The 24,994-nt window shown below is 46.8% G+C and carries 18 protein-coding genes; 12 read left to right on the top strand and 6 right to left on the bottom strand.

All coding sequences use genetic code 11. From position 1 onward, the window contains the following. Positions 1 to 364: 364 nt before the first annotated feature. From EKM71_RS03170 to EKM71_RS03200, 7 genes are all read left to right on the top strand, one after another. Entirely contained in the window at positions 365 to 796 is a 432-nt protein-coding gene (locus EKM71_RS03170; RefSeq protein WP_125573222.1) for a Spx/MgsR family RNA polymerase-binding regulatory protein, read from the top strand. A gap of 247 nt (positions 797 to 1,043) precedes the next feature. Further along, positions 1,044 to 1,751, top strand: coding sequence for an MIP/aquaporin family protein (locus EKM71_RS03175; RefSeq protein WP_125573223.1), 708 nt, complete (start codon positions 1,044 to 1,046; stop codon positions 1,749 to 1,751). Positions 1,752 to 2,206: 455 nt separating this feature from the next. Beyond that, positions 2,207 to 4,375, top strand: coding sequence for a MucBP domain-containing protein (locus EKM71_RS03180; protein WP_164504706.1), 2,169 nt, complete (start codon positions 2,207 to 2,209; stop codon positions 4,373 to 4,375). Positions 4,376 to 4,757: 382 nt separating this feature from the next. After that, positions 4,758 to 7,151 carry a MucBP domain-containing protein gene (locus tag EKM71_RS03185; RefSeq protein ID WP_125573225.1) on the top strand — a complete coding sequence of 798 codons (2,394 nt, stop codon included), beginning with the start codon at positions 4,758 to 4,760 and terminating at the stop codon, positions 7,149 to 7,151. A gap of 301 nt (positions 7,152 to 7,452) precedes the next feature. After that, on the top strand, positions 7,453 to 9,498 hold the full coding sequence (locus EKM71_RS03190) for a MucBP domain-containing protein (RefSeq protein ID WP_125573226.1): 2,046 nt from the start codon (positions 7,453 to 7,455) through the stop codon (positions 9,496 to 9,498). Between the two features lie 265 nt (positions 9,499 to 9,763). Continuing rightward, complete coding sequence (locus tag EKM71_RS03195) at positions 9,764 to 11,761, top strand: collagen-binding domain-containing protein (RefSeq protein WP_125573227.1); 1,998 nt, start codon at positions 9,764 to 9,766, stop codon at positions 11,759 to 11,761. Between the two features lie 255 nt (positions 11,762 to 12,016). Continuing rightward, the gene (locus EKM71_RS03200) at positions 12,017 to 13,213 is read left to right on the top strand and encodes a multidrug effflux MFS transporter (protein WP_125573228.1); all 1,197 of its coding nucleotides are present in this window, start codon (positions 12,017 to 12,019) and stop codon (positions 13,211 to 13,213) included. Positions 13,214 to 13,298: 85 nt separating this feature from the next. Here the strand turns inward: EKM71_RS03200 and EKM71_RS03205 are convergent, their stop codons facing one another. Together EKM71_RS03205 and EKM71_RS03210 are read right to left on the bottom strand one after the other, a co-directional pair. Then, positions 13,299 to 14,042: a sulfite exporter TauE/SafE family protein gene (locus EKM71_RS03205; protein ID WP_125573229.1), complete on the bottom strand. Its 744-nt coding sequence runs from the start codon at positions 14,040 to 14,042 to the stop codon at positions 13,299 to 13,301. A gap of 210 nt (positions 14,043 to 14,252) precedes the next feature. Then, positions 14,253 to 14,948, bottom strand: coding sequence for an SDR family NAD(P)-dependent oxidoreductase (locus EKM71_RS03210; protein ID WP_125573230.1), 696 nt, complete (start codon positions 14,946 to 14,948; stop codon positions 14,253 to 14,255). A 167-nt stretch (positions 14,949 to 15,115) separates the two neighbouring features. On the opposite strand from EKM71_RS03210, the gene EKM71_RS03215 reads away from it, so the two are divergent. Further along, on the top strand, positions 15,116 to 15,973 hold the full coding sequence (locus tag EKM71_RS03215; RefSeq protein WP_125573231.1) for an NAD(P)H-binding protein: 858 nt from the start codon (positions 15,116 to 15,118) through the stop codon (positions 15,971 to 15,973). 88 nt (positions 15,974 to 16,061) lie between these two features. Here the strand turns inward: EKM71_RS03215 and EKM71_RS03220 are convergent, their stop codons facing one another. Further along, on the bottom strand, positions 16,062 to 16,736 hold the full coding sequence (locus EKM71_RS03220) for a helix-turn-helix domain-containing protein (RefSeq protein ID WP_125573232.1): 675 nt from the start codon (positions 16,734 to 16,736) through the stop codon (positions 16,062 to 16,064). 325 nt (positions 16,737 to 17,061) lie between these two features. Between EKM71_RS03220 and EKM71_RS03225 the strand changes: the two genes are divergently transcribed. Genes EKM71_RS03225 through EKM71_RS03235 form a run of 3 tightly spaced genes read left to right on the top strand, consistent with a single transcriptional unit; the run spans position 17,062 to position 19,622 of the window. Beyond that, positions 17,062 to 17,631, top strand: a complete 570-nt coding sequence (locus EKM71_RS03225) for a DUF805 domain-containing protein (protein ID WP_164504708.1) — start codon at positions 17,062 to 17,064, stop codon at positions 17,629 to 17,631. A gap of 9 nt (positions 17,632 to 17,640) precedes the next feature. Then, positions 17,641 to 18,738 carry a PrsW family glutamic-type intramembrane protease gene (locus EKM71_RS03230; protein ID WP_125573249.1) on the top strand — a complete coding sequence of 366 codons (1,098 nt, stop codon included), beginning with the start codon at positions 17,641 to 17,643 and terminating at the stop codon, positions 18,736 to 18,738. Positions 18,739 to 18,752: 14 nt separating this feature from the next. Further along, the gene (locus EKM71_RS03235; RefSeq protein WP_164504709.1) at positions 18,753 to 19,622 is read left to right on the top strand and encodes a zinc ribbon domain-containing protein; all 870 of its coding nucleotides are present in this window, start codon (positions 18,753 to 18,755) and stop codon (positions 19,620 to 19,622) included. A gap of 203 nt (positions 19,623 to 19,825) precedes the next feature. On the opposite strand, the gene EKM71_RS03240 is transcribed toward EKM71_RS03235, so the two are convergent. From EKM71_RS03240 to EKM71_RS03250, 3 genes are all read right to left on the bottom strand, one after another. Continuing rightward, positions 19,826 to 22,129 carry a bifunctional glycosyltransferase family 2 protein/CDP-glycerol:glycerophosphate glycerophosphotransferase gene (locus EKM71_RS03240; RefSeq protein WP_125573235.1) on the bottom strand — a complete coding sequence of 768 codons (2,304 nt, stop codon included), beginning with the start codon at positions 22,127 to 22,129 and terminating at the stop codon, positions 19,826 to 19,828. A 9-nt stretch (positions 22,130 to 22,138) separates the two neighbouring features. Further along, positions 22,139 to 23,071, bottom strand: a complete 933-nt coding sequence (locus EKM71_RS03245; RefSeq protein ID WP_125573236.1) for a hypothetical protein — start codon at positions 23,069 to 23,071, stop codon at positions 22,139 to 22,141. 137 nt (positions 23,072 to 23,208) lie between these two features. Next, positions 23,209 to 23,571 carry a winged helix-turn-helix transcriptional regulator gene (locus EKM71_RS03250; protein WP_125573237.1) on the bottom strand — a complete coding sequence of 121 codons (363 nt, stop codon included), beginning with the start codon at positions 23,569 to 23,571 and terminating at the stop codon, positions 23,209 to 23,211. Between the two features lie 124 nt (positions 23,572 to 23,695). On the opposite strand from EKM71_RS03250, the gene EKM71_RS03255 reads away from it, so the two are divergent. After that, positions 23,696 to 24,904, top strand: a complete 1,209-nt coding sequence (locus tag EKM71_RS03255; protein WP_125573238.1) for an MFS transporter — start codon at positions 23,696 to 23,698, stop codon at positions 24,902 to 24,904. Positions 24,905 to 24,994: the final 90 nt, after the last annotated feature.

Consider the following 24,994-nt stretch of genomic DNA (forward strand, 5'->3'; position numbering starts at 1 on the left):
AGCAGAGAAAGGAAAGGCCACTAATTGGCATTGCAAGTGACCACCAGCATTCAAGGGTCACTCTGCCGTAGCATCTACGTTAATAAAAGTGAATGCTAGTGGTCAGACAATGAGAAGAGTGGAATCTTCGCAGAAAATTCACTAGTCGGGCTTAAAAAGAGTGGATTCTCTTGCTAAGCTTGGTGTCGTAGGGATGTAACGGGTAAAGGATCTTGAGAAATTATTAAAAGGATGCTCGCTGTGGGGGTAATGGGTTTCATCATTTCGAATTGTGGTGTACAATGAGAATCATAAATTAGCACTCAACAAAAAGAGTGCTAACCCAAGTACCTCATCGAAGAGAAGATAATTGGAGGGCGATTCTATGATTAAAATGTACTTTCATGCAAAAACTACCGCGGTAACGAAGGCTATGAAATGGCTTGCGAACCACGACGCCATCTTTACTGCTCGTGATATTAAAAAACAACCTTTGACTCGTGAAGAGATTCTTTACATGTTTTCCCTAACAGAAGAAGGCACCGATGACTTGATTTCCACTCGCTCCAAGGCTTACAAGGCCTTACCACAGTCTGTTCAGGACATGGGGATGAACGAATTGGTTGATCTCTTACAGCAGAATCCTGGGATTCTGAAGAATCCAATTGTGGTTGATCGCAACAAGTTGGCGACTGGATTTGATTTGGAAACCATCCGGGAATTCGTGCCAGCCTCTTACCGGAAGAAGGAACTTGCTAGTTTCTTCAAGATTTTAAACGGTGGCAACAAGGGCACATTGGGTGTCTCACCAGCATAAAACTCATCAAATGAAAAGTTTCGGCCAGTTGGTCGAAACTTTTTTTGTGGGCAATTATGTGCGAAATGTGAGCTGTACCGGCAGGTAAAACGCTTTATGCAAATAATCAGAATGATCGCTATTTATTATGAAAAGTTTACATTTTGGAAGCGGTGTCAAATTTACCGTCGTTACTTAGAAGGGCTATGGTAGACTATTAATAGTTCAAAATTTGAGGACAAAAACTAACAAGGTGGGTGTTTGTGTTATGAGTGGCTTTATGGGTGAGTTCTTAGGGACCATGATTTTAATCGTCTTGGGTGCCGGAACTGGAGCAAGTATTAATTTAAACAAAACCTATGCCAAAGGATCTAACTGGACATATGTGAGTTTAGCGTGGGGAATGGCTGTGACTATGGGGGTTTACGTGGCTGGCATGTTTGGCTCAGATGGACACTTGAATCCAGCCGTCACGATTGGGTTTGCACTCTTTGGGTACTTCCCTTGGGCGCACGTAGGGGCCTATCTCTTGGGCCAATTTCTGGGTGCTTTTGTCGGCGCTGCCATTGTAATTCTGCAATTCTACCCACACTTTAAAGCGTCACCAGATGAGGCATCTGGTAATTCGGTGGGAATCTTTGCCACTCGGCCGGCAATCAAGAATCCTACGTTTAACTTCATCTCAGAAGTTGTGGCCACTTGGGCCTTCATTTTCATTCTCCTGAACTTGGGGAACTTCACGACTGGATTGAAACCCTTCATGGTAGGGCTGCTGATCATGACCATTGGAATGGCTTTAGGAACAACGACCGGATTCGCCTTGAATCCCGCCCGTGACTGGGGGCCACGACTGGCTTACACCATTCTGCCTGTTCCTAATAAGGGCGCAGCCGAATGGAACTACGCCTGGGTCCCAATGTGTGGTCCGATTGTCGGCGGAATTCTTGCGGCGGGTATGCAATATTTATTAAACTAACTGAAAAATAGGCCACTCTCGTGGTGGAAGATTTAAGGCGTGGAATTTGTGCCACGCCTTTTTTGTGATCTATTTTTGATGAATTTTTAAATAAATGAAATTGATTGAGATCCTTTCGGCAAGAGGTTTTTAAGACTACTAATATCCAAAACTGGATAAATGTAACACGTCTATTTTTCCGAGTTGCTAGTACTGAATTCAAGCTAAATTACTAAATTGAGCTTACAAATCGCTTCTATATCAGCGATTCGGGGAAACTGATACATAATTAAAAAATAATTATAAGCAAATAGCTATGCTAATGAACGGTTTTAAGTATACAGTGGATCTTTTTCATAATACTCGTTATAATGAGGCTGTGATCAGGCAACACAATTAACCGAAACTATTAGCTGTGATGCCGATTATTCATGCGGTTGTGTATCAAGTTGAGGATCATTTGAGGAGGGCTTATGATGTTTCATTCTGAGGATAAGAATATTCACTACAAAATGTATAAAAAAGGGAAGACCTGGATTTTTGCCGGAATCGTAACAGCAACCTTGGCTGTTGGGGTGGCAGCACCACAAGCCGCTCATGCCGATACAACCGCCGAAGGGACAACGGCGACAGCCAAACTGGATGAACAGTCTTCGACCGGCGAGGTCACGCTGACGACGCCAAAAGTGGAAACTGACGACCTGGAGACTGAACAGGATCCTGTAATTACTCAGGAGCCGGCTGCACAAGAGGATTTACAGCAACCAGAAAAACAGCCAGAACAGTCGGACAAACTCGCTCAGCCGGATCAAGAAGACGCTGAAAAAAACAGCCAGAGTGAGTCGACTGATAAAAATGTAACCGCTACCGTTGGTGGTCAGAAGATGACTTCTACTGATGGCCAGTCCACAGATGCTTCGAATACGTCACAGGATTCATCGACACCGATTGAGGCACGGGTCAAAAAATTAGCCAAGTCTGTTCAGGCTCCGGTGGCGACACCCAAAACGTTGGTTCGAGATATTGAATCTATCGATCAGTGGATGCCTAATAAAAAACTGCAGCAAGTGGTCTTGCTACAGTTACGTCAACAGAATCCGGGGAAAACTTGGAATAGCGTAGCTGATATTACGCAAGATGATATGGCGTTATTGACGAGTCTTGTAGCCTATGGGTCTAGCCAATCTGGCGGAATCGATACCTACAACGATCGGAAGCCGTTTTCGATTGAGGGCTTGCAATATGCGGTTAATCTGACACGAATTGAAATGGGAACGGACTTTAACTATGCTTCCCAGAAATACTATGGTGATATTGTCGACATCTCGCCGTTGGCTAAGTTGACTAAGCTTGAAACAGTTTATCTGCAGCAAAACCGAATCGCAGATATTACGCCATTAGCCAACTTAAACAATGTGACGAAGTTGCAGCTACAGTTTAATGCCATCTCCGACTTTTCGCCGTTGGCGGGGCACACTTATAGTACGTTCAGTGCCTCTAATCAGGTGGTCTTCTTACCAACGATTAAGATTAATGCGAAGACGAGAAAATCTCACCTCGTCTTTCAATTTAAGAATGAAAAGGGAGAAGTCATTCCACTTGAAGGTCGTGGGGGAATTGCTTATCCGGACAGAGTTATTGGATCGGGAAGTTCCACTGACATGGTCTACAAGCTCTATTGGACCGGTGGTACGCCAACGCCAGATGGCGAAGGTGGGCTGTACTTTACGAATGTTCAAGATCAAATTCCGGGAATGACCAGTTATCCAGGCTTTAATATTGACCCCCTTGAAGAGAATTACTATCTTACTGGCGCGGTTACAACCAAATTTCCGGGCGGCTATAGTGTTGATATCGGTGTGATTCAGCCCTACGTCCTTGGTGACATGGGGGGGACGGTAACCGCACACTATCAGGATAAGAATGGAAAAGAATTGTCACCTGATGTCGTCCTCGATGATGGTTTTATCGGTGATGATTACACGACCACAGCGGCGGAAATCGACGGATACACGCTTACTAAAACACCGGATAACGCTAGCGGTAAGTATGTTGAAGGGGCAACGGACGTCTACTATATCTATGAACCGAAGACGGATCCTGTTGATCCACCAGTGGTTAATCCGGCAACGGAGGTTACAGTGACCGTTCATTATCAGACAGCAGACGGTAAGACCGTTGCGCCCGATCAAATTTTTACGGGTAAGTCAGGGACCACTTACACGACTAGTCCGGTTGCGGTTGAGGGGTATGCTTTGGTTGAAACACCTGGCAATGCCTCTGGGACTCTGGGAGATGAGGACGTCACCGTAACCTATGTGTATGCGCCAGTCGAAACCGATGGTGATGGTGATCAGGTTGATCCAGAAGAACCAGATACTGATACCGATACGGACGAGGATGGTAATGATGGGGATGTTGCAACGCCGGATACTGATAACGGCGGTAGTGGCGACCAGATTGTCACAGGTAAGGACCCCATCCAGAGTGGTACAACGAATTTAGGCAGTCGTCCAGCAACCAACGCTGCCCAAACAATCTTGCCGCAAACGGGTGAACAACACCAGGTCACGGGTCTGTGGGGAATTGTCGTTCTACTAGGATCATTATTAGGGTTAGTAGGCACAAGACGAAAGAAACAATAAAAATGTTTTAAAATATAAACGGTTGAGAGAAACGTCTCGACCGTTTTTTTGTTTTTGGCAAAGAAAACGTGACATGGACAATTGTGACATTAAATACAAAATGGTTAAAAAAGGTTAGTTAAAGGGTTTACAACACGTAGCCACAGGTCCTAAATTGGGTTATTAGTTGTCCCCCAACACGATCTCCTTGAACTTTTTTAGATAGCGGTTACAATGTAGGTGAAGGCAGTTATCCACATTGACTAATGTGTGGTGATGATGTCTTAACACGAAACCTATGATCCAGTTAGATAAATGTTACAAGCAGTGTTTTGGGCCACATTTAAGTGGTTGAATCTGACAGACTAGGGCGAATTTAAACTTTACGAGGAGGAAGTTTATCATGCGGAATAACAAACTTACGACAACTAAGGTACATTACAAGAGCTATAAGGCAGGCAAACGGTGGGTTTTCGCCGGTATTGCAACGGTTGCAATGGGGTTAGGTTTGACGGGGATGGATATCACTGCTCATGCGGCAGATGTTCAAGGTACTGAAGCCACCCAAACACAGGTAGCCGATCCAGATGCAATGTCTAAGAGTGGGACGCTAACGACAACTACGGAAAAGAAGGCGCTGTCAGAAGATAGTGGCACGCCAGTAACAACGTCAGACAAGGACGATACACCAGCACCAGAAACTAACAAGGACAACACACCAGCACCAGAAACTAACAAGGACAACACACCAGCACCAGAAACTAACAAGGACAACACACCAGCACCAGAAACTAACAAGGACAACACACCAGCACCAGAAACTAACAAGGACAACACACCAGCACCAGAAACTAACAAGGACAACACACCAGCACCAGAAACTAACAAGGACAACACACCAGCGCCAGAAGCTAACAAGGACAACACGCCAGCTCCAATGGTAACGCCAGGCAAAGACGAGACACCAGCTCCAGTGACGACGCCTAAAAATACTGAAATGCCAAAATATATGAGTAGAAGGGCTGTGCCAACTGTCGCTGCAGTGAAAACCTATGATCCAGCAGAGATCCAAGGTAAGGATGCTTCGGAGTGGCTACCAGATGCCGGGTTGCGTGACATGGTCGAGTCTTCATTAAAGTCTTTCCACAACATCACAGCTACGGATGCAAACTTATATCAGTATGTCGATCAGGATTTAGTTTTGGATACGGCTTGGTACAAAGGCACCCTCAAGATTCAAGATTTCGAAGGACTTCAATACTTTAAAAACTTACGAGTTGTTGACTTGAACTATTATCCGAAGAATGGATTTATTAACTTTGATTTTGCACCAAACTTGACAGAATTCGACTATCAAGGAAATGCGGGGGATGCCCCTAGTGATATGGATGCACAGACCTTTATGACGACTTACTTGAGTGGTAACCAAAATCTGAAGTACTTGGTTATTCACAACCTTCTTAAGGGAAAGTTACCAGACCTGTCAGCCTATAACCAGCTCAGCCGATTGGATTTTGGCTCCAATCATTTGACTGGTGATCTCACACCGCTCAAGGCCGTTCCAAGTGCCGTTATTATAAATATGGAATATAACCAGTTTGCTGGCGAATTACCTGACCTCGTCACAGGAACGAAACTTCATGAATTCTATCTCAATAATAATCAATTGAGTGGTACCTTGAATCCAGTTTATGGTCAGTCTAATTTAGCCGATTTAAGAATCGATCACAATGATTTCACCGGTGATTTGCCTAGCTTCAAGGGATTCACGGGCCTGTTCTATGGGTTCAACAATCACTTCAGTTCTGGGACCCATGGGATGGTTCAAAACGATAACGTGTGGTATCAAACACTGAACGGTGGTACTTTCAATTTAACGGATGATAAGTTGACATTTGATCCGATTAAAGGTGTGGTGACTGGTATTCAAGATGTTCAGACCGGTGAAGCTGATCCAACGGCTCATTTGTACCTTATGCGATTAGCAAATGGTGGATCGATCTTTTACGGGGAGCCCGATTCAACATTATCCCAAGATGCTTTCGTTGCTTGGGTGGGGAATCAAGAGAATGTGACGTCACAATTCACGCGCCAAGCGACAACTGAGGATCCATTTGGATTCGACTTGATTGCTTCTAAGGACGTCAAGCCAGGGACCTATACCATGGTTGTGTACAATGATAAGTATGGGGCTACAGGTGGATACATTGCTTACATCACTTTTAAGATCACGCGCAATGCACCAGTTGATCCTGTCGATCCCGAAACGCCGGTTGATCCAGCCCAGACGGGGACCATTACGATTGTCAATGTCGATCAGGATGGCAAGACCTTGAGCACGAAGACCTTGACTGGAACTGCTGGTGACACGTATACCGCTAAGGCTGACACCCTAGATGGCTACGAATTGACCAGTCCAGACACGGTTACTGGGACGTACACGACAACTGGATCAACGATTACCTTTACCTATGCCGCAGTGACTAGCGGTGGGGATGGGGCACAGGTTGATCCTGATGCGCCTAAAGATGACCAGAAGGAGAATGGCAAGCGTGCCGATCAAGTCAAGTCAGGTCGGAAGACGCAGAGAGGCCAAGCAGTTAAAGTTGCTGCTCGTCATCAGACGAAGACGATGACTCAGGGTCAGCGTCAAAATCTTAGTTCACCAGTTAAGTCAACGAAGACCACGACTTTACCGCAAACGAATGAACACCGTACTACGGCAGCCTGGGGCTTGGCATTATTAGGAATAGTTCTGGGCTTAGGCGGACTGAGCTTCCGGAGAAAACAGAACTAAGCGGATTGATTAAAAGTGTTTCATGTATAAGGCATTCGCCAACGTTTGAGTGTGTTCACTTGAACGTTGGGGAGTACCTTATTTTTTTGTAGTGAAGCAGGAATATTTCGAGTGTGTAAGCGGTTAACACCGTCAGTACTTACCACTATCGATTATATTGTAAATGGTTCTAATTGTGCTGGATTGAATTGCCGAGTTACGCTATACTACGCATAGAAAGAATTGTAAGGACTAATTATAATTCTGTTAATAAAGTACTGAATGCCACGGGTATTCACAAGGCGATTTGGGGAGGAAAATAATGTATCGGAAAGGGAATGACAAGAATCACCCGTTATCTAATGCCGGTAAAAGCTGGCTAATCACGGTTGCTATGTTATCCAGTCTAGGAAGTTCAGCAATGGCACCGGTTGCTGGGTACGCGGCGACAGCTGTCACGACTAAGGATCAACGGGTGGAAGATAGCGCACTGACCAACCAGTCAGTGGAGACGACAACTGGTGAAACAGAGAGTTCGACATCCAGCACTTCGGAAAGCACGATGACTGAATCGAGCAGTTCAGAAGAAACTCCCGGAGAGGTGGCTTCTGATGAGAATACTGGAGAAGATTCGCCTGAAGAGGCGACACCGATAAGCGAAGCTGACGACACGACGACGGCCCAGGAAACGGCCCAGAGAAAGTCTACACGGGACAGTGAGCCAATTGATCAGTGGATGCCCAATAAAAAGCTTCAAGAAGCGGTACTCTATCAATTACAGCATTTAGAGATCAAGCCAAGCGATGCGCCCACGTGGCATACAGTCGCAGATATTATTCCAGCGGATATGAAGTATCTGAAGGCCCTTTATGTGGGGTCACCCGGTGGACTGCCGGGGGCTTCCACGTACAATGCGGATGGGTCACCTTATTCCATTCAGGGGTTAGAAAAAGCAGTCAATTTGACGGCCCTGTTCTTAGGCGGTGGTGGCATGAATCAGCCACCATTCCAATTCTTTGGCAATCTCGTTGACATTTCACCGCTGAAGAATTTAACGCAGCTTAAATCAGTTCACCTGCAACACAACCAAATTGAAGATATCTCGCCACTGGCCAATTTAGATAACGTGAGTTGGCTCGATCTTTCCTTCAATCATATTGCAGATTTCTCCAGCTTGAAGGGCAAAACGTATATGGACCATGGGCAGGAGAACAGTGAGTTTAGATATCAGTATTTAGTGCGCAGTACACCGATCCTGGTCGATGCGAAAACGCGTAAAGCCCACATTAATTCGGGGGTCCGGCTTCAAGATGGGTCCTATGCGAAGAACCCCAAGGTATCTAACGTGAAGTATTGGGTATCTTTGCAGGATGGTGATCTTGGTCAGCCGATCAGCAAAATGTATTATGCGGGTGGGGGAGTGACTGAGAGCGAGAATGGTGGGTTAGACTTTTACGGAATTATAGACCAGGAACCGGGCGTTACCGGAGATGGTCTCATTCCGTTACAGGATAAGTATTTCCTGAATGCTACCTATATCGATAATGACTATACGTTTGTGGTTGTTCAGCCTTATCGATTAGGAGATGTTGCAGCACCGGTCACGGTTCAATACCACGACGAAGACGGTCAACCGATAGCGCCCGATGCAACCTTGACTGGTGAGGTTGGTGAAAAGTATGAGGCGAGTCCAGTTGAAGTTGAAGGCTATGAACTGGACAAGCAGCCGGACAATGCAACGGGAACCTATGGATTGGACCCAATTACGGTTACTTTTACGTACCGCAAGAAGACCCCCGTCCCTGTTCAATCAACTGTTGAAGTCCACTATCAAGATGAAAGTGGTCGAACGGTGGCCCCAACGATGACACTATCAGGGGATGTTGGTCAGGCATATGTGACGAAGCCAATTGAAATCTCTGGATACGTCTTAAAGAAGACACCTGACAATGCCACAGGGGTTTATGGGACCACACCTGTCTCGGTCACTTATGTTTACACCAAGACGTCAGAGGGAGGAGATGGTGGTGGAACAACACCACCAACCACTGAGCCACCGGTTAATCCAGTCGATCCGGGTGAACCAGGTGAACCAGGTGAACCGACTGACCCTGATGGCACACCTGATCCGGGTGAAACCGGGGAGACACCCAATCCGGTCGATCCCGAACCAACGCCTACTCCTGGTGGTGCGGGAGACAGTATCAACAATGGTGGTTCTAGCACGAGCGTCAGTGACACTAATTCAGAGGAACACCCAACTTTTGGGTTACCTCAGACTAATGAGCAGCGCACGGTTGCTGCACTTGTGGGGAGTATATTACTCATTGGGAGTCTCTTGGGATGGTGGATTCGGCGCCGACACTAAGTGAGATCATTGGTTTAAAAGTTTAGTAGAAGGATCTAGTAGGAAAACATGCTCAGAAAAGGCGATGTTCATCGGTAAAGGTGAACATCGTCTTTTTATTGTCGTTAATGGGTGAGTCACGTCTTCAAATAATAGTCGAACCACTTAATTGGCATGTTGTTAATTAGTTTTGATTAAAAATAATTAAAAATAGTGTTGAATATTTAGATAACCAGCGTGAAAATGGAAGGTGGATGAAAGTTGGAAAGGTAGGGATTTAATCGTTATGGAAATGAAGCGGACGCATTTTAAGATGTACAAGGCAGGTCGTAAGTGGGTTTTTGCTTGTGCGTTAGTGCTAGCAATGATTGGCGGCGCCACTACAACTGCAAAAGCTGACACAACGGTCACGGACAATGGGCAACCTGCTGAAAGGGCAGATGCAGGGAGTCAGAAGCCGGTCTCTGATCATGATCCAGACGTCATCAAGGATAAGCAGAATTTGCCAGCTAACTCGGAGGAAAAGTCCGATAGCGGTGACCATGCTGATGCGGGTCAAGTGGAGCGCACGAAGAATGATCAGCAGAAGCCAGGCTTGAAAGACGAGTCTGATGGTTCCACAACTGACCCAGACAAATTGACGCATACTACGGAGAAAGAGGCTGTTAACGAGCCAAAGGTCACACAGCCATCTGGTATTAGTGGAATTAAAGCGCTTTCCGGAACGCTGTCTGCCGCACAAAAAGAGTCCTTAAAGAATGCGTTGGCGGCTGCACAAGCCAAAGCGGCTGCGGCTAAGCTGGCTCGTTCGCAGGCTACCGATGCCTCAGCAATCTCGGCCTACGCTAATGATGCCGTTCAAAATGGTGGCAGTGTGTATGACGACTATAGCAACTTGGATAATATTCTCGGTGTATCTTCAATGTTCCATATCTTTGCGTATGAGGCCGAATTGAATGCACACACTAACGGTAATATCGCAGTTGGTAATTTAATTGGTAACGTTAACTTCGGGACGAACATCATTGAAGAACTTCTTGATAAAGATATTTCTTACATACAAAACTTTACGAATATCGCCGGCAGTTCCTTTGTTTCCAAAGGGAATACACGTGAGAATAAGGTCATCTTCGGAGAAGGCATTACGATTGACGTCAGCAATCCTAACCGACCGCTGGTTAATGGGACTTATATCGATCACTTGCTAGCTTCCGAAACGTATCAAGACAAAAACGGAAATACTTATATTGACTTTGATGCTGAGTTTGCCAAGCTCAAGGCTCTGAATGAATCATTGGGTGGGAAGTCGAGTGAGGCTAGTTATACCAACAGTGACTTTGATGACCCCAACAATCGTGTGATTGACGTGACCAATATGACACCTAATGCCGATAATCAGATCATCATCAATCTGTCGCCAGATGTATTGGCTGGGAACACACCTTTGAAGATTGTCGGTCTCTCCCCAGAGGAAACCGGAACCACGGTGATTATTAATGTGGATACGGGTGGTCAGGCGGATTATCACGTTAATTCCCCAATCAAGATCACATACAGTGATGGTAGTGATCGCGATAATCATGAAACAGAGGACTTTGGCGATAATCACTTGCTCTGGAACTTCATTGATCGCTCAGCAGCCGATCAGCAGTATCACGGCAACCTGATCTTCGATGCGACCTTCCAGGGCAGTGTTCTGGCCCCTTCAGCGGATATTACGGTCAACCACAATTTGGATGGGAATATCATTGGTAAACGAGTCGTTGTTAACGGTGAAACGCATCGTTGGGATCTGCAAGATCACAACGACAAAGATGAAAATCCGGATCCCGACGAGTATGACAAGCCGGTAACCCCTGATATCGAAGCCCCACTTCCGGAAATTCCTGGAACTGAGGAACCAGATACTGAGGAACCGGATACAGGGACCCCAGATGAGAACGATAGCGAAGATGAAGAGGAGTTTGAACACGAGCGGCCGGACTATGGCGATGAAGACATTGACGACATTTGGGATGACATGATTGATGCGGAAGAAGAAGACTCTCGTAGCGCTGAAGAAGCTGTTCTAAACGAAATTGATTCTGCAATTGCTTGGGCTAAGGCGCATGGTGATCTTGTCTTAGTGAACGAATTGGAAGCCATGCGGAATCGACTTCTAGCAGATCTTGGTGAATTACCACAAACGAATGAGGCCAATTCTCGTGCTATTCAGGTGATCGGCCTGGCGTTATTGACGAGTACATTGGGCGCCGTAATTCTCAAGCGGCGCCGTCAGAACTAGTCGGGTTTGATGAGTGACTGTGTGGCGTGTCCGCTATGGTCAATTTATCAGAATACTTGAGGATAGGGGGATGGTTGCGACCGTCCCCCTATTTTTGATCAGGGTGACTTGACAAGTTGTGCTGTGATCCGGTATGGTGAGACGACATCTAACAGAAAGAGGTGACAACCCATGAGTTTACAAATTTTGATGGCGTGTGTCCCCGTAAATGGTCAAGGACGTTTTTCCTCAAAGTAAATTTTAAGGAGAAATATGATGAAAAACGTCCGTCGATCTGTTCCCTCTTTGGGACTGATCATTACACTTGTTGGTTTTCCACAGATCAGCGAGTCGATTTTTACCCCGGTATTGCCTCGCCTGCAAATGGTTTTTGCGGTGAGTGCCAATCGGGCACAGTTAACGATGAGTAGTTACTTCGTGGCCTTCGCCGTGGGCGTTCTAATTTGGGGCCAACTCGCCGATTGTTTTGGTCGGCGACCGGCTATGTTGGCTGGTATCGGTGTTTATTTATTGGGTAACGTCGGGTTACTAGTGAGTGGTGATTTTAGATTCTTATTGGTCAGTCGATTGATTCAGGCCTTTGGTGCCAGTGCTGGTTCCGTGGTGACGCAGACAATAATGCGTGAAAGTTTTAGCGGCGTGACTGGGGCCAAGGTATTCGCTCGAACCAGTGCAGCAATGGCTTTAGCGCCAGCACTTGGTCCGTTAATTGGTGGGCTCCTTCAGACCTATTGGGGATTTCGAAGCGTATTTTCAGGACTGATCACGCTGTCGGTTATTGTCGGTGGTTATGCTTGCTGTCGGTTGCCAGAAACTCGTCAGCGCGTTGATCAGGTCAGCAGAATCTCTCAGATGCAGGTTATCAAACGACTGATAGGTAATCCCGTTGTATGGGTCTATGGGTTGCTGATTGGGGGGATTAATGGTGTCTTATTTAGTTACTATGCCGAAGCCCCCTTTATCTTTATTCGTCATTTTGGGTTCAGTGTTGTGCAGTATGGTTGGTCAGGGTTAATCCTAGCTGGTGCAAGCCTGTTAGGTGCGGTTTTAGTGAATCACCTCTTGACTTGGTGGTCACCCGAACAATTGATCTCCTGGGGACTTTTGTTAAGTGTGATGGCTGCGATGATGTTCGTTATCGTGACGTATGGTGAGCAGCCAGTCCTGATACTAATCAGTATTTTTCTGACGTTCCTGGGTCTCAATATCGCGTTGCCCAATGCTTTGAATCGGGCGTTAGTAGGTTATGAAGATGTCATGGGAAGTGCCAGTGGTTGGTTCAGTTTAGGCTATTACTTATTGGTGAGTGGGATGACCTTTGGTATGAGCTGCTTGCACAATGGGGTTATCACAACGCTTCCCTGGTACGTGATGGGACTTAGTGTCGTGATGCTCGTGGTTTATGTCAAAGTCGTGCCGCGTCAGGTTGACGTTATTGATAAGGATAACTGAGTCATTTAAAAGGCGCTCCAGGTTTTAATTTTCCTGGAGCGCCTTTTATAATACGAGGATAAGCATTTTGTGCCGTTTTAATCGCTTAGAGAACCATCTTGAGGCCCATGAACATTAATAACCCAGCCATGAGAGGTTTCATAATTGTGTTTAGATGATCCGGGTTACTCTTGGCGAGTAGTCTAGGTGCACAGAAAGCCCCCAGGATGGCACCGATGGCCAGGTAGATACCAATACGCCAATCAATGTTGTTGGCCGAAAGATGGAAGAGGAGCCCCACAAAAGACGTGCCAACCAGCACATAGGCTGAGGTCGCAGCTGCTGGTACCATATCGAGGCCTAATGCCAGAAGGCCAGCAATGATGGGCCCACCACCGGATAGACCGGCGATGCCCACCATTAGGCCACTGATAATACCATAGAGGATAGCCTGAAGTGTTTTATGTGTCGCAGGTCGTTGGTTGCTTGAAATTAGGATCTTAATGAGAATTTCAAGGCCCAGTAAAAAGAGAATTGTTGCGACAATCCAGGTGTAGAGTTTCTGAGGAATAATTGGCGAAATTAAGGCGCCAATGATGGTAGCTGGGATGGCTGCAAGCAGCATTTGGTTGCCTACCCGAAAGTGAATTTGTCCCGTACGATAGTGGCCATAGGCACCAACGAGAAGAGAAGGAAACGCCGTGAATAATGAAGTGGATGCGGCAACGGCCGGGCTGAGATGGAATAGCGTGGTTAATAGGCCAAGATAGACTGCGGCACCACCGCCACCAGTTGAGAGGACGAAAAGGCCAACGAGAAAACCCGTTACCAATAAGATAAACCAAACCATGAAGATCGAACTCCCTTCACGAACATAATCGTCTCCAGTCTAGTTTCTTATTTAAATACCGTCAATTGACTGCCGATCAAGGAAGTGATGTTAGGGGCAAGGGTTAACTAGTTGGATGTGGCGGTGGTTATTCAGAATAAAAAAACTGACCAAGCCGAAACAATTGTCTCAGCTTGGTCAGGTGACGAACGCATTTGGTTTGAAAGGGCATTAAACCGGAACAACGACCCCGTTAACGTAGCTAGAAATATCGGAGCATAGGAAGAGCGCTGTTTGGGCGATTTCGTTACCGTTGGGTGCAACGGGGATATTCAGACTTTCTTCGTCTTCGGCATCGCCACTACCAGGAGCGATGGCGTTGGTTCGGATACCCACGTTTTGGTACATATAGGCGGTATTCTTGGTGAGGCCAACCACAGCGTGTTTTGAAGCAGCAACTGCTGCGCTGGCACGGTTATCACTGGTGCCTTCAACAGCAGCGATGTTTAAGATGACGCCGTGTTTTTGCTCCGTGAAGAGTTTCAGGGCTTCTCGAGTAGCAATCATCACGCTGGTCGTGTTGACCGTCATGACCTGATCCCAAAGCTCGTTGGTGAGGGTACCCACGGGAGCGAGCTTGTCGAGCATGCCGGCATTGTTAACCAGAATGTCGAGATGACCGTATTGCTTAACGGCGGTCTGAACCATATCTTCGACGTCGGATTCCTTCGTCACGTCGGCGACGGCAGCCACGGCTTCACCGCCAGCATCTTTAATCTTTGACACGACTTGATCCAGTCGTTCGGCGTTGCTATCTGCGGCGACGACTTTGGCTCCCTCGTGGGCGAAGAGTTCCGCGATGGCTTGGCCTTTACCAGACCCTGCCCCGGTAACGATAGCCACTTTATTCGCTAATTGTTCAACCACATGACTCACTCCTTAAAGAAACTAATTTTAGGATTAACCATCCTGCTCCCATTATAAAACAACCATTAGGTTGAAGGGAGAGAAAAATGAGATTTCAATAAGAAAGTTGACTTAGTGAGATTAAGGTGTTACTTTTAAAGTAACAGAAAAGGAAAGGCGTGTTTAAGTTGAAAATTGTTGTTACGGGAGCCACCGGCCATCTTGGTCGACAGATTGTGGATCATTTGACTAAATTAGTTGCCCCAACGAGCTTAACGCTGGGCGTTCATACCCCTAGCAAGGCCCAGGACTATGCTGAACAAGGTATGACGATTAAACCATTAGATTACACCGAACCAGCGACCGTAGCGACGACCCTGGATGGGGCGGACGTTGCGGTCTATGTGCCTAGCAAGAGTCATGATAGCTTCAGCCGGGTTACTGAATTTGAACACGTCATTACGGCTGCGACCCAGGTCAAGGTCGGGCACTTGGTGGTTATGGGCTTTATTGCGGACCAAGCCAACAATCCTTTTGATTTATCGGCATTCTATGGCTACGTGCCACGTCGGTTGGCCTCAAGTGACCTGAGCTACACGATTGTTCGTAATGCGCTGTATGCAGATCCCTTGGTTCCTTATTTACCAGAATTAATCGAACGGCAAAACGTCATTTACCCAATGGCCGATCGGGCTTTGAGCTTCATCAGTTTGGCTGATAGTGCCGCAGCCTTTGCCAAGATTACCGTCACACCAGCCTTATGGACGCGTTCTATGTATACATTGACCCAAGATCGGGCTTATACCATGCCCGAATTGGCCGAGGTTCTCTCGACTGTCTCAGGGGAAAAGATTGGTTACGCACCAGTGGGTAACGCCGAATTTGGGGAACTCTACAATGAAGGTCATGAGGGGCACATGTTGTCATCCATGTATGCTGGTGGGGCTATGGGTCTGTTGGACACCACGACGGATGACTATGCCGATATCATGGGACACTCGGCACAGTCATTACCAGACTTTTTAAAAGAAAACTATCGTCGTTAAGATTAATTTGTAAAAGCGAAACAGCGTGATCACTTTGTCTCAGTGAGCACGCTGTTTTTTAATTGTCGGTATATGTTACTCATAGCGTCTAGCGAATGTCGCGATAGAGATTAATAACGGCACCAGCCAGTTTGGTCTCAAATTCGTCACGAGGAAGGAATACCGACTTTTCTGTCGGGAAACCGGTGGTGAGTAATACCTGGCCATCCGCAACTGGCAGGGCGCGCCGGATAGTGGTTTTGCCGGGCCTAAGATTGATGGCAATCAGCTTGGCCTGTTCAGAAGATAGTTGACAAGCGTCTTTCGCCGAATCGACGACGACCAAATCATTTTGTAGAATTCCGAGCATCATTAAATTGGTATCGGTGACCTTGAGCCAAGCCACAACAGGTTCCTTGGCATCTCGAACGGGTAGTTTGTTGAAGACTTCTGTGTTGTCAGGAACGCGTAATTTCGTTTGCGTATCGTTAATTGGAATAAGTGGGGTGGCAGTGCCTGACAAGTCGAGAGGATGATCCATCATATTAAGTCTGGAGCCTGATGGCGTTTCGGCGGATGACTTATTTTCCTCAAGTTCGTCAGGAATCAAATTGGCGAGTTCGAAAATCTGAGTCTCTGAAATACGTAACCCTTTGGCAATTTTGCGTAGGGTATTGGGTTTGGGGATCTGCCGCTTGTTGTTTTCAATCTGGGAATAATATGATGCCGAAATTCCTGCATATAAAGCGACTTTACGCACAGAGTCACCCTTACCATGACGGATCTTTCTTAATTACTCGCCAAATGTTAAATCCTGCATCGTTCTCACCCCGTTTGTATCTAACTAGTATAGCAACGGATCCCTAGATTCTGGGCTTTTGCTGCACAAATTGTGATTGCAAAAGTAAAACATGAGACTTATACTTATAATTAAGTTAGCTTTTATGAATTCAAACTGGCAGAAGTCTAGGTAAATAGCGGTTTTGCCATTGCCTTAGTAATCCTGATGTAGCGGTCACAAAGACGAATAAGAATGGGTACAGTCAAGATAATGATCTCTTCAGTTATGAGTGTTCACAAAAGTTAAACAAAATGACGGAGGTAAGATGATGAATTTTTGTCCAAAGTGTGGCACGGCAGTTAAGGCAGGCGCTCGTTTTTGCCCAAACTGTGGGTTTGATTTACAGGTAAAGGGAACACCGGCAGCGCCAGCAGCGAGTGCATCTGTGCAGCCAGCGCCACAACAGCAAGTACAGCCGCAAACACAATTTCAGCAACAAGCAACCATGTCAGCGCCTATACCTCAGGCAACAGGTAGTGGTGCTGTCGATTACCAAAGTAATCTGGGCTTCGTTGGGGCAGTAAAACAGTATTTTCAGGGATACGCTAAGTTCGATGGTCGAATGAGTCTTGCCAATTATTGGTTATCTGCTGTGGGTATATCAATTATCACAATGCTTGGTTATGCGGTGGCATACAGCATTGATAGCGCGACACTTTTTTTCCTGGTCGGCTTGGTATTTGTTCTGCCAGGTATTACTAGTGCCGTTCGGCGTCTTCATGATACAAACCATTCAGGAGTTTACTATTTTTGGGCCTTTCTTCCAGTCGTTGGGAGCATTTATCTTTTAGTTTTACTCTTCACGCCCGGTGATCAACAAGCCAATCGTTTTGGTTAGGAGTTAGCCATGAATTCTAATTTCTTTTGTCCGAATTGTGGGCAACCTGTGAGGCTGGGACTGAATTTTTGTCCATACTGTGGGCGTGATTTGCGCGCTTTTCAGCCGGCTTCTTCAGCCGCGCCACAGGCAAAAGCGAAGGCAAGTTCAAGTCCTAACCTTTTGGATTCAGCGACCGCACAACTCAATAGTTGGACCGGGCAACGGCGTAAGGTGCCCATCCAGCTAGGTAGTATGTTTAGCCAGGTGTTTAAAACGCATACAGAGGCCGAAGCCGAAACACTCTTCATCGGGGGAACCGAAACGACGACGCCATCTTTGACCGCTGTCAGTGATTCTCCGGTTCAACCCTGGTTGTTTACGCGAGTGTTAGCCGTATTTGGCCTGACGATCGCCATTTTAGCGGGAAGCTTGTTTATCTTTAATGGGGAGAAGATGTACAACGGGTTAATATTCATTAGTGCCTTAGCCGTTCCATTTTCCCTGTTAATTATGTTTTTTGAAATTAATACGTTCCGTAATCTCAGTATTTTTAAAGTGACCAAGATCTTTATGGTGGGTGGGGTCGCTTCGGTTCTAACCAGTATGGTTCTTTACCAATTCATCAACGTCCAAAATATGACGATTGTGGCGGCAATCCTGATTGCCATCGTCGAGGAGACTGGGAAGCTCGTCATTATCGCCTACTACGTCAAGCGAACGCAAGCGCAATTCATCTTAAATGGACTACTGATTGGCGCGGCAATCGGTGCGGGTTTTGCGGCTTTTGAAACAGCTGGCTATGCCCAAGATTATGGCCTATGGGTGTTACTTTTACGGGCCATAGATTCGTTAGGAACCCATACGCTGTGGGGAGCCATTAGTGGGGCCGCGTTAGTCATGGTGAAGGGCGATCAGCCATTAGCTGCGAATGCCTTTCAAAATGGGCGGTTCGTCCGGTTTTATGTGTTGGCTGTGACCTTACATGCATTATGGGACATGCCCATACCATTACCTAGTCTAGTGAAGTCAGGCGTCCTGATCGCAGTAGCTTGGGTGACGGTTTTAGTGTTAATTAACGCTGGTTTACGTGAAATTTGCGAGCTACGAGAAGAGAAATTAACTTAATGGGAGTGTTGAAAATGAAGTTTTGTATCAACTGTGGCCATCAATTAAAAGCTGGACAAAAGTTCTGCACCAATTGCGGCGCGAAGCAACCAGAGATCGAATCCGTTACTCCGCGAGAGACGCCGGTAGCTCCAACAGCGGGGGCAACGCCCGTGTCTAATGTAAAGTCAGCGGCCCCACAGGCAACCACGCCAGATGCGGCACCAACGGCGGCTTCAGCATCGTCGACAGATACAGTGACTAGTGATACGCCGAAAGCCTCAGCGGCTACTCCTGACGTAGATGTCCCAACAGATCAAGATTCAAAAGGCGTGCCGGCTTCATCAGTACCGCAACAACCGGAAGCATCGACTACGGAAACAACGGCGTCTAACGTTCAGACAGCAGTTGCCAAGCAGCCAGCCACTACGCTGTCACAGACAGTAGCGAAAGCAGCCGGAGATTCTCAGACCGTCTGGATCGTGGTAGGGGCAATCGTCCTGATCCTCCTTGGCGTAGCCGGATATAATGGGTATAACACGTATAAGCGAGATAATTTAACAGAACAAGAGATTGCCAATATTGGTGATGACGTAACCTCAAAATATTTAGGTAATTCCGCCACGGTAAGTTACAGCAAGAGTGATAATGTGTTAACAATAGAAGCAGATGAGGATACGGATCTTTATGATATAGCTTATGATATGACGAATGGCTATGATGAAACGGATGATATGGATCCTTATCTTACCAAGCTAAAGAAGATTTCTACAGCCATGTCACCACTGATGCCGACGAATTTAAAAGACGTCCAGGTTGAACTTGCGAATCCACAAAATACGAATCGTCATCTATACACGGCTGAAGATGGTGATATAATTTACGATTTTACGGATGACGAGTGATAAAATACATAGTATCAGTTCTGTGAAATAAAGTCAGATAAGGTAACCGACCAGAAAAGTCTGTATTTGACAGGCCTATTTTGAAACATAGACATTCAATTCCAAATGAATTGAATGTCTTTTTTGACTTCAAGATTCGGTAGACAAAAAACCGCCAAACAGTCTAGAAAGCACTGTTTGACGGTTTAACTCTTTAAAAGAGGTTACTTCAAATCTTCCTTGTCAAAGAAGGCATCAACAACGCGTTGACTGGCATGGCCGTCTTCCCAGTTGTTAAAGCGATCGCTGAAACGTTGGTAAGCACCGGCGTATTCCTGTTCAACCTTAGGCAGGTTGTGCAGGGCCGACAAGACATCGTCGTTGGTCTTCAACAGTGGTCCTGGGAGATCCTTTTCCATGTCGAGGTAGAAGCCTCGCAAGACACTCCCGTACTTTTCGTAATCGTAAACAAAGTACAGAATAGGGCGTCGCAGGATGGCGTAGTCGAAGAATACACTGGAGTAGTCGGTGATGAGCACATCGGCAATCAGATAGAGCTCGGCGATATCGTCGTAACTAGATTCGTTATAAACGAAGTCTCCAAAGCCAGTTGTGTCCAGGTGCTCCGTGATGAAGTAGTGGGTCCGTAAGACCAGCACGTAGTCATCGCCAAGTTCTCGTTTCAAACGTTGGATGTCGAGCTTTAAGGTGAACTTGTAATCCCCGACACCGTAGTAGTCATCGTCACGCCAAGTTGGCGCATAGAGGATGATCTTTTTGTCGAGCGGGATCCCCAGTTGTTCCTTAATCTGACGTGCCCGGTCATCCTTGTCCGGAGCGCTTAAGATATCGTTACGCGGGTAACCTGACTTCAACATTTGGTTTTCTGGGTACATGAAGGCATGTTCGAAGACGTCGACGGAAAACTGGTTGGCAGTGACGAGGTAATCCCATTGACGAGATTGAGAGAAGAAGATTGCCTTGTACATCGGGTTGGCACTGGCCACATTATCCATATCGAAGACCAAGTGCTTCAACGGGGTTCCATGCCAAGTGGACAGGAACTTGGTTCCGGGGCGCTTAATGAACCACTGGGGTTGTCGCATGTTGATCACTTGGTATTTAGATGTTGCAAGATAGTACATATAACGCCAACCAAAACGCTTGACCACGATGGTATCTGGCCGATCGGCAGGGGTGTCTTCAACATCTGGATTCATGATCCAGACGTGTTTGAATTTACCCGGGTAGTTTTCCTGGATGTAATTATAGATGGCCTTAGGACTATCTGAGAAGTTCCGCCCCAGGAAGGATTCGTAAATGATAACTCGTGGTTTGATTGGCATCTTGGTAAACCACCAGATGTAAGACAGACGGGTGAGACCTCGACCGTGATGATGGAGTACCCGGTTCAACTGTCGTAACCGCACTAACCCGTTGATTCGAGATTGTGGGCAAGTTGGTTGTCGCCGAATGTGATGTAAGATTTGCCGACTGAGGAACGAGACATCGCCGTATGCGGCGGCATCCGTGTCCTTCAGATAGCGGTGCAAGTCGTTCATCAAGGCGGGCACGTCAGTCACCGTTACAGGTGAACTGGTGGCCAAGGCTTGATAGAGGAATCGGTGCAACCGTAATAAGGTATACCGACTGAAGGCAAAGTGGAGATCGTCGTCTTTAATGAGGTCTAGACTGGCTTGCCAAGCGGCCACCCGTTGTTGCCATCGTGTGCCGACTTCAAGTTGATGAATTGACGGTTGATTGATGGGATCGTTATGTTTGACCCGAATGTAGTGCGGCGTAGCTAATCGAAGATAAGAGCTAGTTAAGGCCATAACCTGAACTAAGAACGGAAAATCGGGGTAGAGTTGGTTATCAGGCATGAATTGAATGGCATGGTCCTGAACCAGTTTACGATCGATCACCTTACCCGTCAGTTTAATTTGGCGGTTAAATTGATCCCAACGCGTGTCACCAAGCAACTGAACGTATTTGTGTTCCAGCCAGTTCAATGCATTGGCGTCAACCGCTGATGCATCTGGCAGTTGTTGCGTAACGACAGGGTCAAAGTTTAAGGCAAAGTTCTTAGGCGCACGACGCTTGGCACCCCCCCATTTCGGTAGGGTGTCCAAGGCTTCTGTCTGCTCCAAACTGTTGAGAAATGACGATTGTGGTTCGTAAGTGGGGTATTGGTTCAAGTCTCCCAAGGTATCCGCGGCAGGATTAATTGCTGCCATTTCCGCCAAAGCACTTGGGACCAGAAAGTCATCGCTATCCACAAAGACTAACCAATCACCGGTTGCCGCAGCCACGGCCGCATTGCGGGCCGAACCCATGGTATTGCCATCAAAGGACACTTGACGGACCTTGAAAGGCACCTGCCACTCTGACTCAGTGAAATCGAGAGGCGCGTTGAGCGCGATAATCCACTCGAAGTCGTGGGTCGTTTGGCGGACTAAGTTTTGCCGTAGGGCTAATAGTTGATGTAGTTCACCCGTTTGACAGGGTGTGATTAAACTAAATTTCATGACAACCTCCTAATAAAACAGCCGATGTGCCATCTGAGGTGACACCATCCGCAAGAGCCCTAACCGTGACCAAACCTTGGTTGGTGGGGTAATGAGTTCTTTAATCCGACTCAGAAGCTGAACATGATCGGCCGCACTGAGATTTTTTTTGCCAGCAGTGTCTAACAGGGTGTTCAGCTGACGCTGGAAATACTCTGTGAAGACGGGTTGCCACATCACGCCGAGCGACTGCACGTCGATGCGTTGTAATTCATCAAGCCAGGCAACTGGCGTGGCTTCTGCCCAGATCTGTCGTTGGATCGTCGGCACGTGGAGCCGTAAGACATCTTGGCTGAGTTGGAGCACATGAAAAGCCTGCGCGATGGAAACTAGGGGCAGGTCGTGCTCCAGTAACGTGACGGGTAAGAGTAATCCGGTAGGACGAAGACGTTGGGTCAGGCGACCAACGGTTTGCAAATCAGTTTGAATGCTATAACTTTGACGTGCCCATAACGTCATCTGTCGTTCCGTTGGCGTTGTGGGTGTGGTCGAAGTCAAAGTCTGAAAAGTCTGCTGAGTGGCAGACGACTCATATTCGGCAAAATAGGCCGTGATCTGGTCGTCGAGGTTCTGAGTTGTCTCGAAGGCTGCTAGACTAATTAGGCTGCCGGGATGTTGTGTTGCCAGCTGATCCCATTGTTGCAAGGCCCCTGGTAAAACATGATCCGTCTCGCGTAGATTAAGGAGATAGTTGTGAGGGGTCGATGGCAGATTCAGGTCATTGACTGAGAGATGCCAGCTGGCAGCTTGGGCCTGTTGTTCGGCCGTTAGTGATTGTTCAGTTGGTAGTTGTAAGTTCAGCGTCGTGGCAGCAAAGCTTTGGTTGGCGAGCTCTTCGATGAGAGAACTGAGTTTGGCCCAGTCCAACTGTGCTTGCGGCACGATGTTAATGAAAACGTGCATAATTTTTCCTTCTCCGTAAAGTATGTAAGATTAGTAAACAGTAATTTGGCAACGACTCCTATTATACCGAGATCTGGGAGGGTTACCACCAAAAATTGCAAAAAGGTTAAATTCTTAATCCTAATTAATGAAGCGTTTTAGATATCATCACGACTCAGGAGAGTGATTTTTTCACCATCAGCTTGACGGCGATCGATGTTGTCTTCCCCCCAGACACAGAGTTCGTGGAGGATTCCCGAGAGACTTTCGCCATAGTCTGTCAAGGCATATTCAACCTTTGGTGGAACTTGGTGAAAGACGTGGCGAGAAACGATGTTGGCAGTCTCCAATTCGCGGAGTTGTTGCGTCAACATTTTTTGCGAAATTTGGGGAATAGCTCGAGATAATTCCCCGGTTCGCATGGTCTGATGACGTAAGTGACACAGAATGATTGATTTCCATTTGCCACCGATGATTTCCATGGTGGCTTCGACGCCAATGTGATAGGTCTTGGTAGGCATAAAGCGGTTCTCCTCGTAGATGGTTACTTTTTGGTAAGTAGGGCACTTTAAAGTGGGTTCTTGTTCTCTAGTTATTAGCCAGTATAATCAATATTTATCACGTACGCAATCTGAGGAGGGTATTATGACAAAACAAAAGAAAATTTCAGCAACATTCACATTACTTGCACTCGCTGTGAGTGCCTTTGCTATCGGATCGACCGAATTTATCAGTGTCGGGTTGATTCCAATGTTGATTCAAAGTTTCCACGTTAGCATGGCGCAGGCAGGATTGACGGTTTCTGTTTATGCAATGGGGATCATGATTGGTGCGCCAGTCATGACGCTCTTGACTGGTCAGATTAATCGTCACACCTTAATGGTTATTATCATGTTACTTTTTATCACCGGAAACTTAGTGGCGGCCTTTGCCCCAACCTTTACGATTCTTCTAGGTGGTCGGGTGATTGCGGCTTTGGCTCATGGGATCTTTATGACGGTGGCTTCAGTGATTGCGGCCGACGTCGTGGCTCCTTCTAAACGAGCTTCAGCCATTGCCGTGATGTTTACCGGACTGACGGTAGCTACAGTTACTGGTGTGCCAATGGGGACCATGATTGGTCAACTTGGTGGCTGGCGCTGGTCCTTTATCTTTATTAGTGCGATCGGTTTGATCGGTTTGATTGCGGACTACATCTTGGTTCCACGTGAATTACCACTGCCAAGTAAGGCAACCGCCAAGGGCGTCTTGCGCGTACTGGGGAATCCACAACTGTTGTTAGCGCTATTGGTAACGGCACTGGGTTACGGGGGAACTTTCGTCGCTTACACTTACCTGTCACCATTGTTGGAGCAAAAGATGGGTTGGTCTAGTAGCGCTGTCGTAGTTATTTTGGTCGTTTATGGGTTGATGGTTGCTTTGGGGAACACATTAGGTGGTCGTTGGGCTAACAAGAAGCCGTTGTCAGCACTGTTGAAAATGTTCACAGGTCTTTTCGTAACGCTGGTGATCTTGGCCTTTACGGCAAGCAGCCATTGGTTAGGTCTCCTAACGGTCTTAGCCATGGGGTTCTTCGCCTTCATGAATGTGCCCGGTCTGCAATTGTATATCGTACAATTGGCTGAAAGGTACACACCGGATGATATCACGATGGCTTCGGCCTTAAACATCTCAGCCTTTAATGTGGGGATCGCCTTGGGTTCTGGTATCGGTGGTCAAGTGACGAGTCAGGTTGGACTAGGATGGACGCCGTTCTTTGGTGCTGTGATGGTTGCTATCAGTATTGGACTCACAGCGGGATTGATTCGGTTAGCACGGCCATCAAAACGACTGGTCAAAAAATTCAATCACTAAAATTAGGTTACTTAAACATACTAAGATTAGCTCTGTAAAACCGATTTGGTTTTACAGAGCTTTTTTGAATTATAGTAGGTATATGAAGCT

The organism is Levilactobacillus huananensis (assembly GCF_003946145.1).
GTDB classification, from domain to species: domain Bacteria; phylum Bacillota; class Bacilli; order Lactobacillales; family Lactobacillaceae; genus Levilactobacillus; species Levilactobacillus huananensis.

Coding starts and splice junctions, on each gene's coding strand:
- EKM71_RS03245 (WP_125573236.1), bottom strand. CDS start 23,071: ATGCACGTTTTCATTAACATCGTGCCGCAAGCACAGTTGGACTGGGCC.
- EKM71_RS03255 (WP_125573238.1), top strand. CDS start 23,696: ATGACAAAACAAAAGAAAATTTCAGCAACATTCACATTACTTGCACTC.
- EKM71_RS03185 (WP_125573225.1), top strand. CDS start 4,758: ATGCGGAATAACAAACTTACGACAACTAAGGTACATTACAAGAGCTAT.
- EKM71_RS03230 (WP_125573249.1), top strand. CDS start 17,641: ATGAATTCTAATTTCTTTTGTCCGAATTGTGGGCAACCTGTGAGGCTG.
- EKM71_RS03205 (WP_125573229.1), bottom strand. CDS start 14,042: ATGGTTTGGTTTATCTTATTGGTAACGGGTTTTCTCGTTGGCCTTTTC.
- EKM71_RS03200 (WP_125573228.1), top strand. CDS start 12,017: ATGAAAAACGTCCGTCGATCTGTTCCCTCTTTGGGACTGATCATTACA.
- EKM71_RS03170 (WP_125573222.1), top strand. CDS start 365: ATGATTAAAATGTACTTTCATGCAAAAACTACCGCGGTAACGAAGGCT.
- EKM71_RS03180 (WP_164504706.1), top strand. CDS start 2,207: ATGTTTCATTCTGAGGATAAGAATATTCACTACAAAATGTATAAAAAA.
- EKM71_RS03195 (WP_125573227.1), top strand. CDS start 9,764: ATGGAAATGAAGCGGACGCATTTTAAGATGTACAAGGCAGGTCGTAAG.
- EKM71_RS03250 (WP_125573237.1), bottom strand. CDS start 23,571: ATGCCTACCAAGACCTATCACATTGGCGTCGAAGCCACCATGGAAATC.
- EKM71_RS03235 (WP_164504709.1), top strand. CDS start 18,753: ATGAAGTTTTGTATCAACTGTGGCCATCAATTAAAAGCTGGACAAAAG.
- EKM71_RS03225 (WP_164504708.1), top strand. CDS start 17,062: ATGAATTTTTGTCCAAAGTGTGGCACGGCAGTTAAGGCAGGCGCTCGT.
- EKM71_RS03240 (WP_125573235.1), bottom strand. CDS start 22,129: ATGAAATTTAGTTTAATCACACCCTGTCAAACGGGTGAACTACATCAA.
- EKM71_RS03175 (WP_125573223.1), top strand. CDS start 1,044: ATGAGTGGCTTTATGGGTGAGTTCTTAGGGACCATGATTTTAATCGTC.
- EKM71_RS03190 (WP_125573226.1), top strand. CDS start 7,453: ATGTATCGGAAAGGGAATGACAAGAATCACCCGTTATCTAATGCCGGT.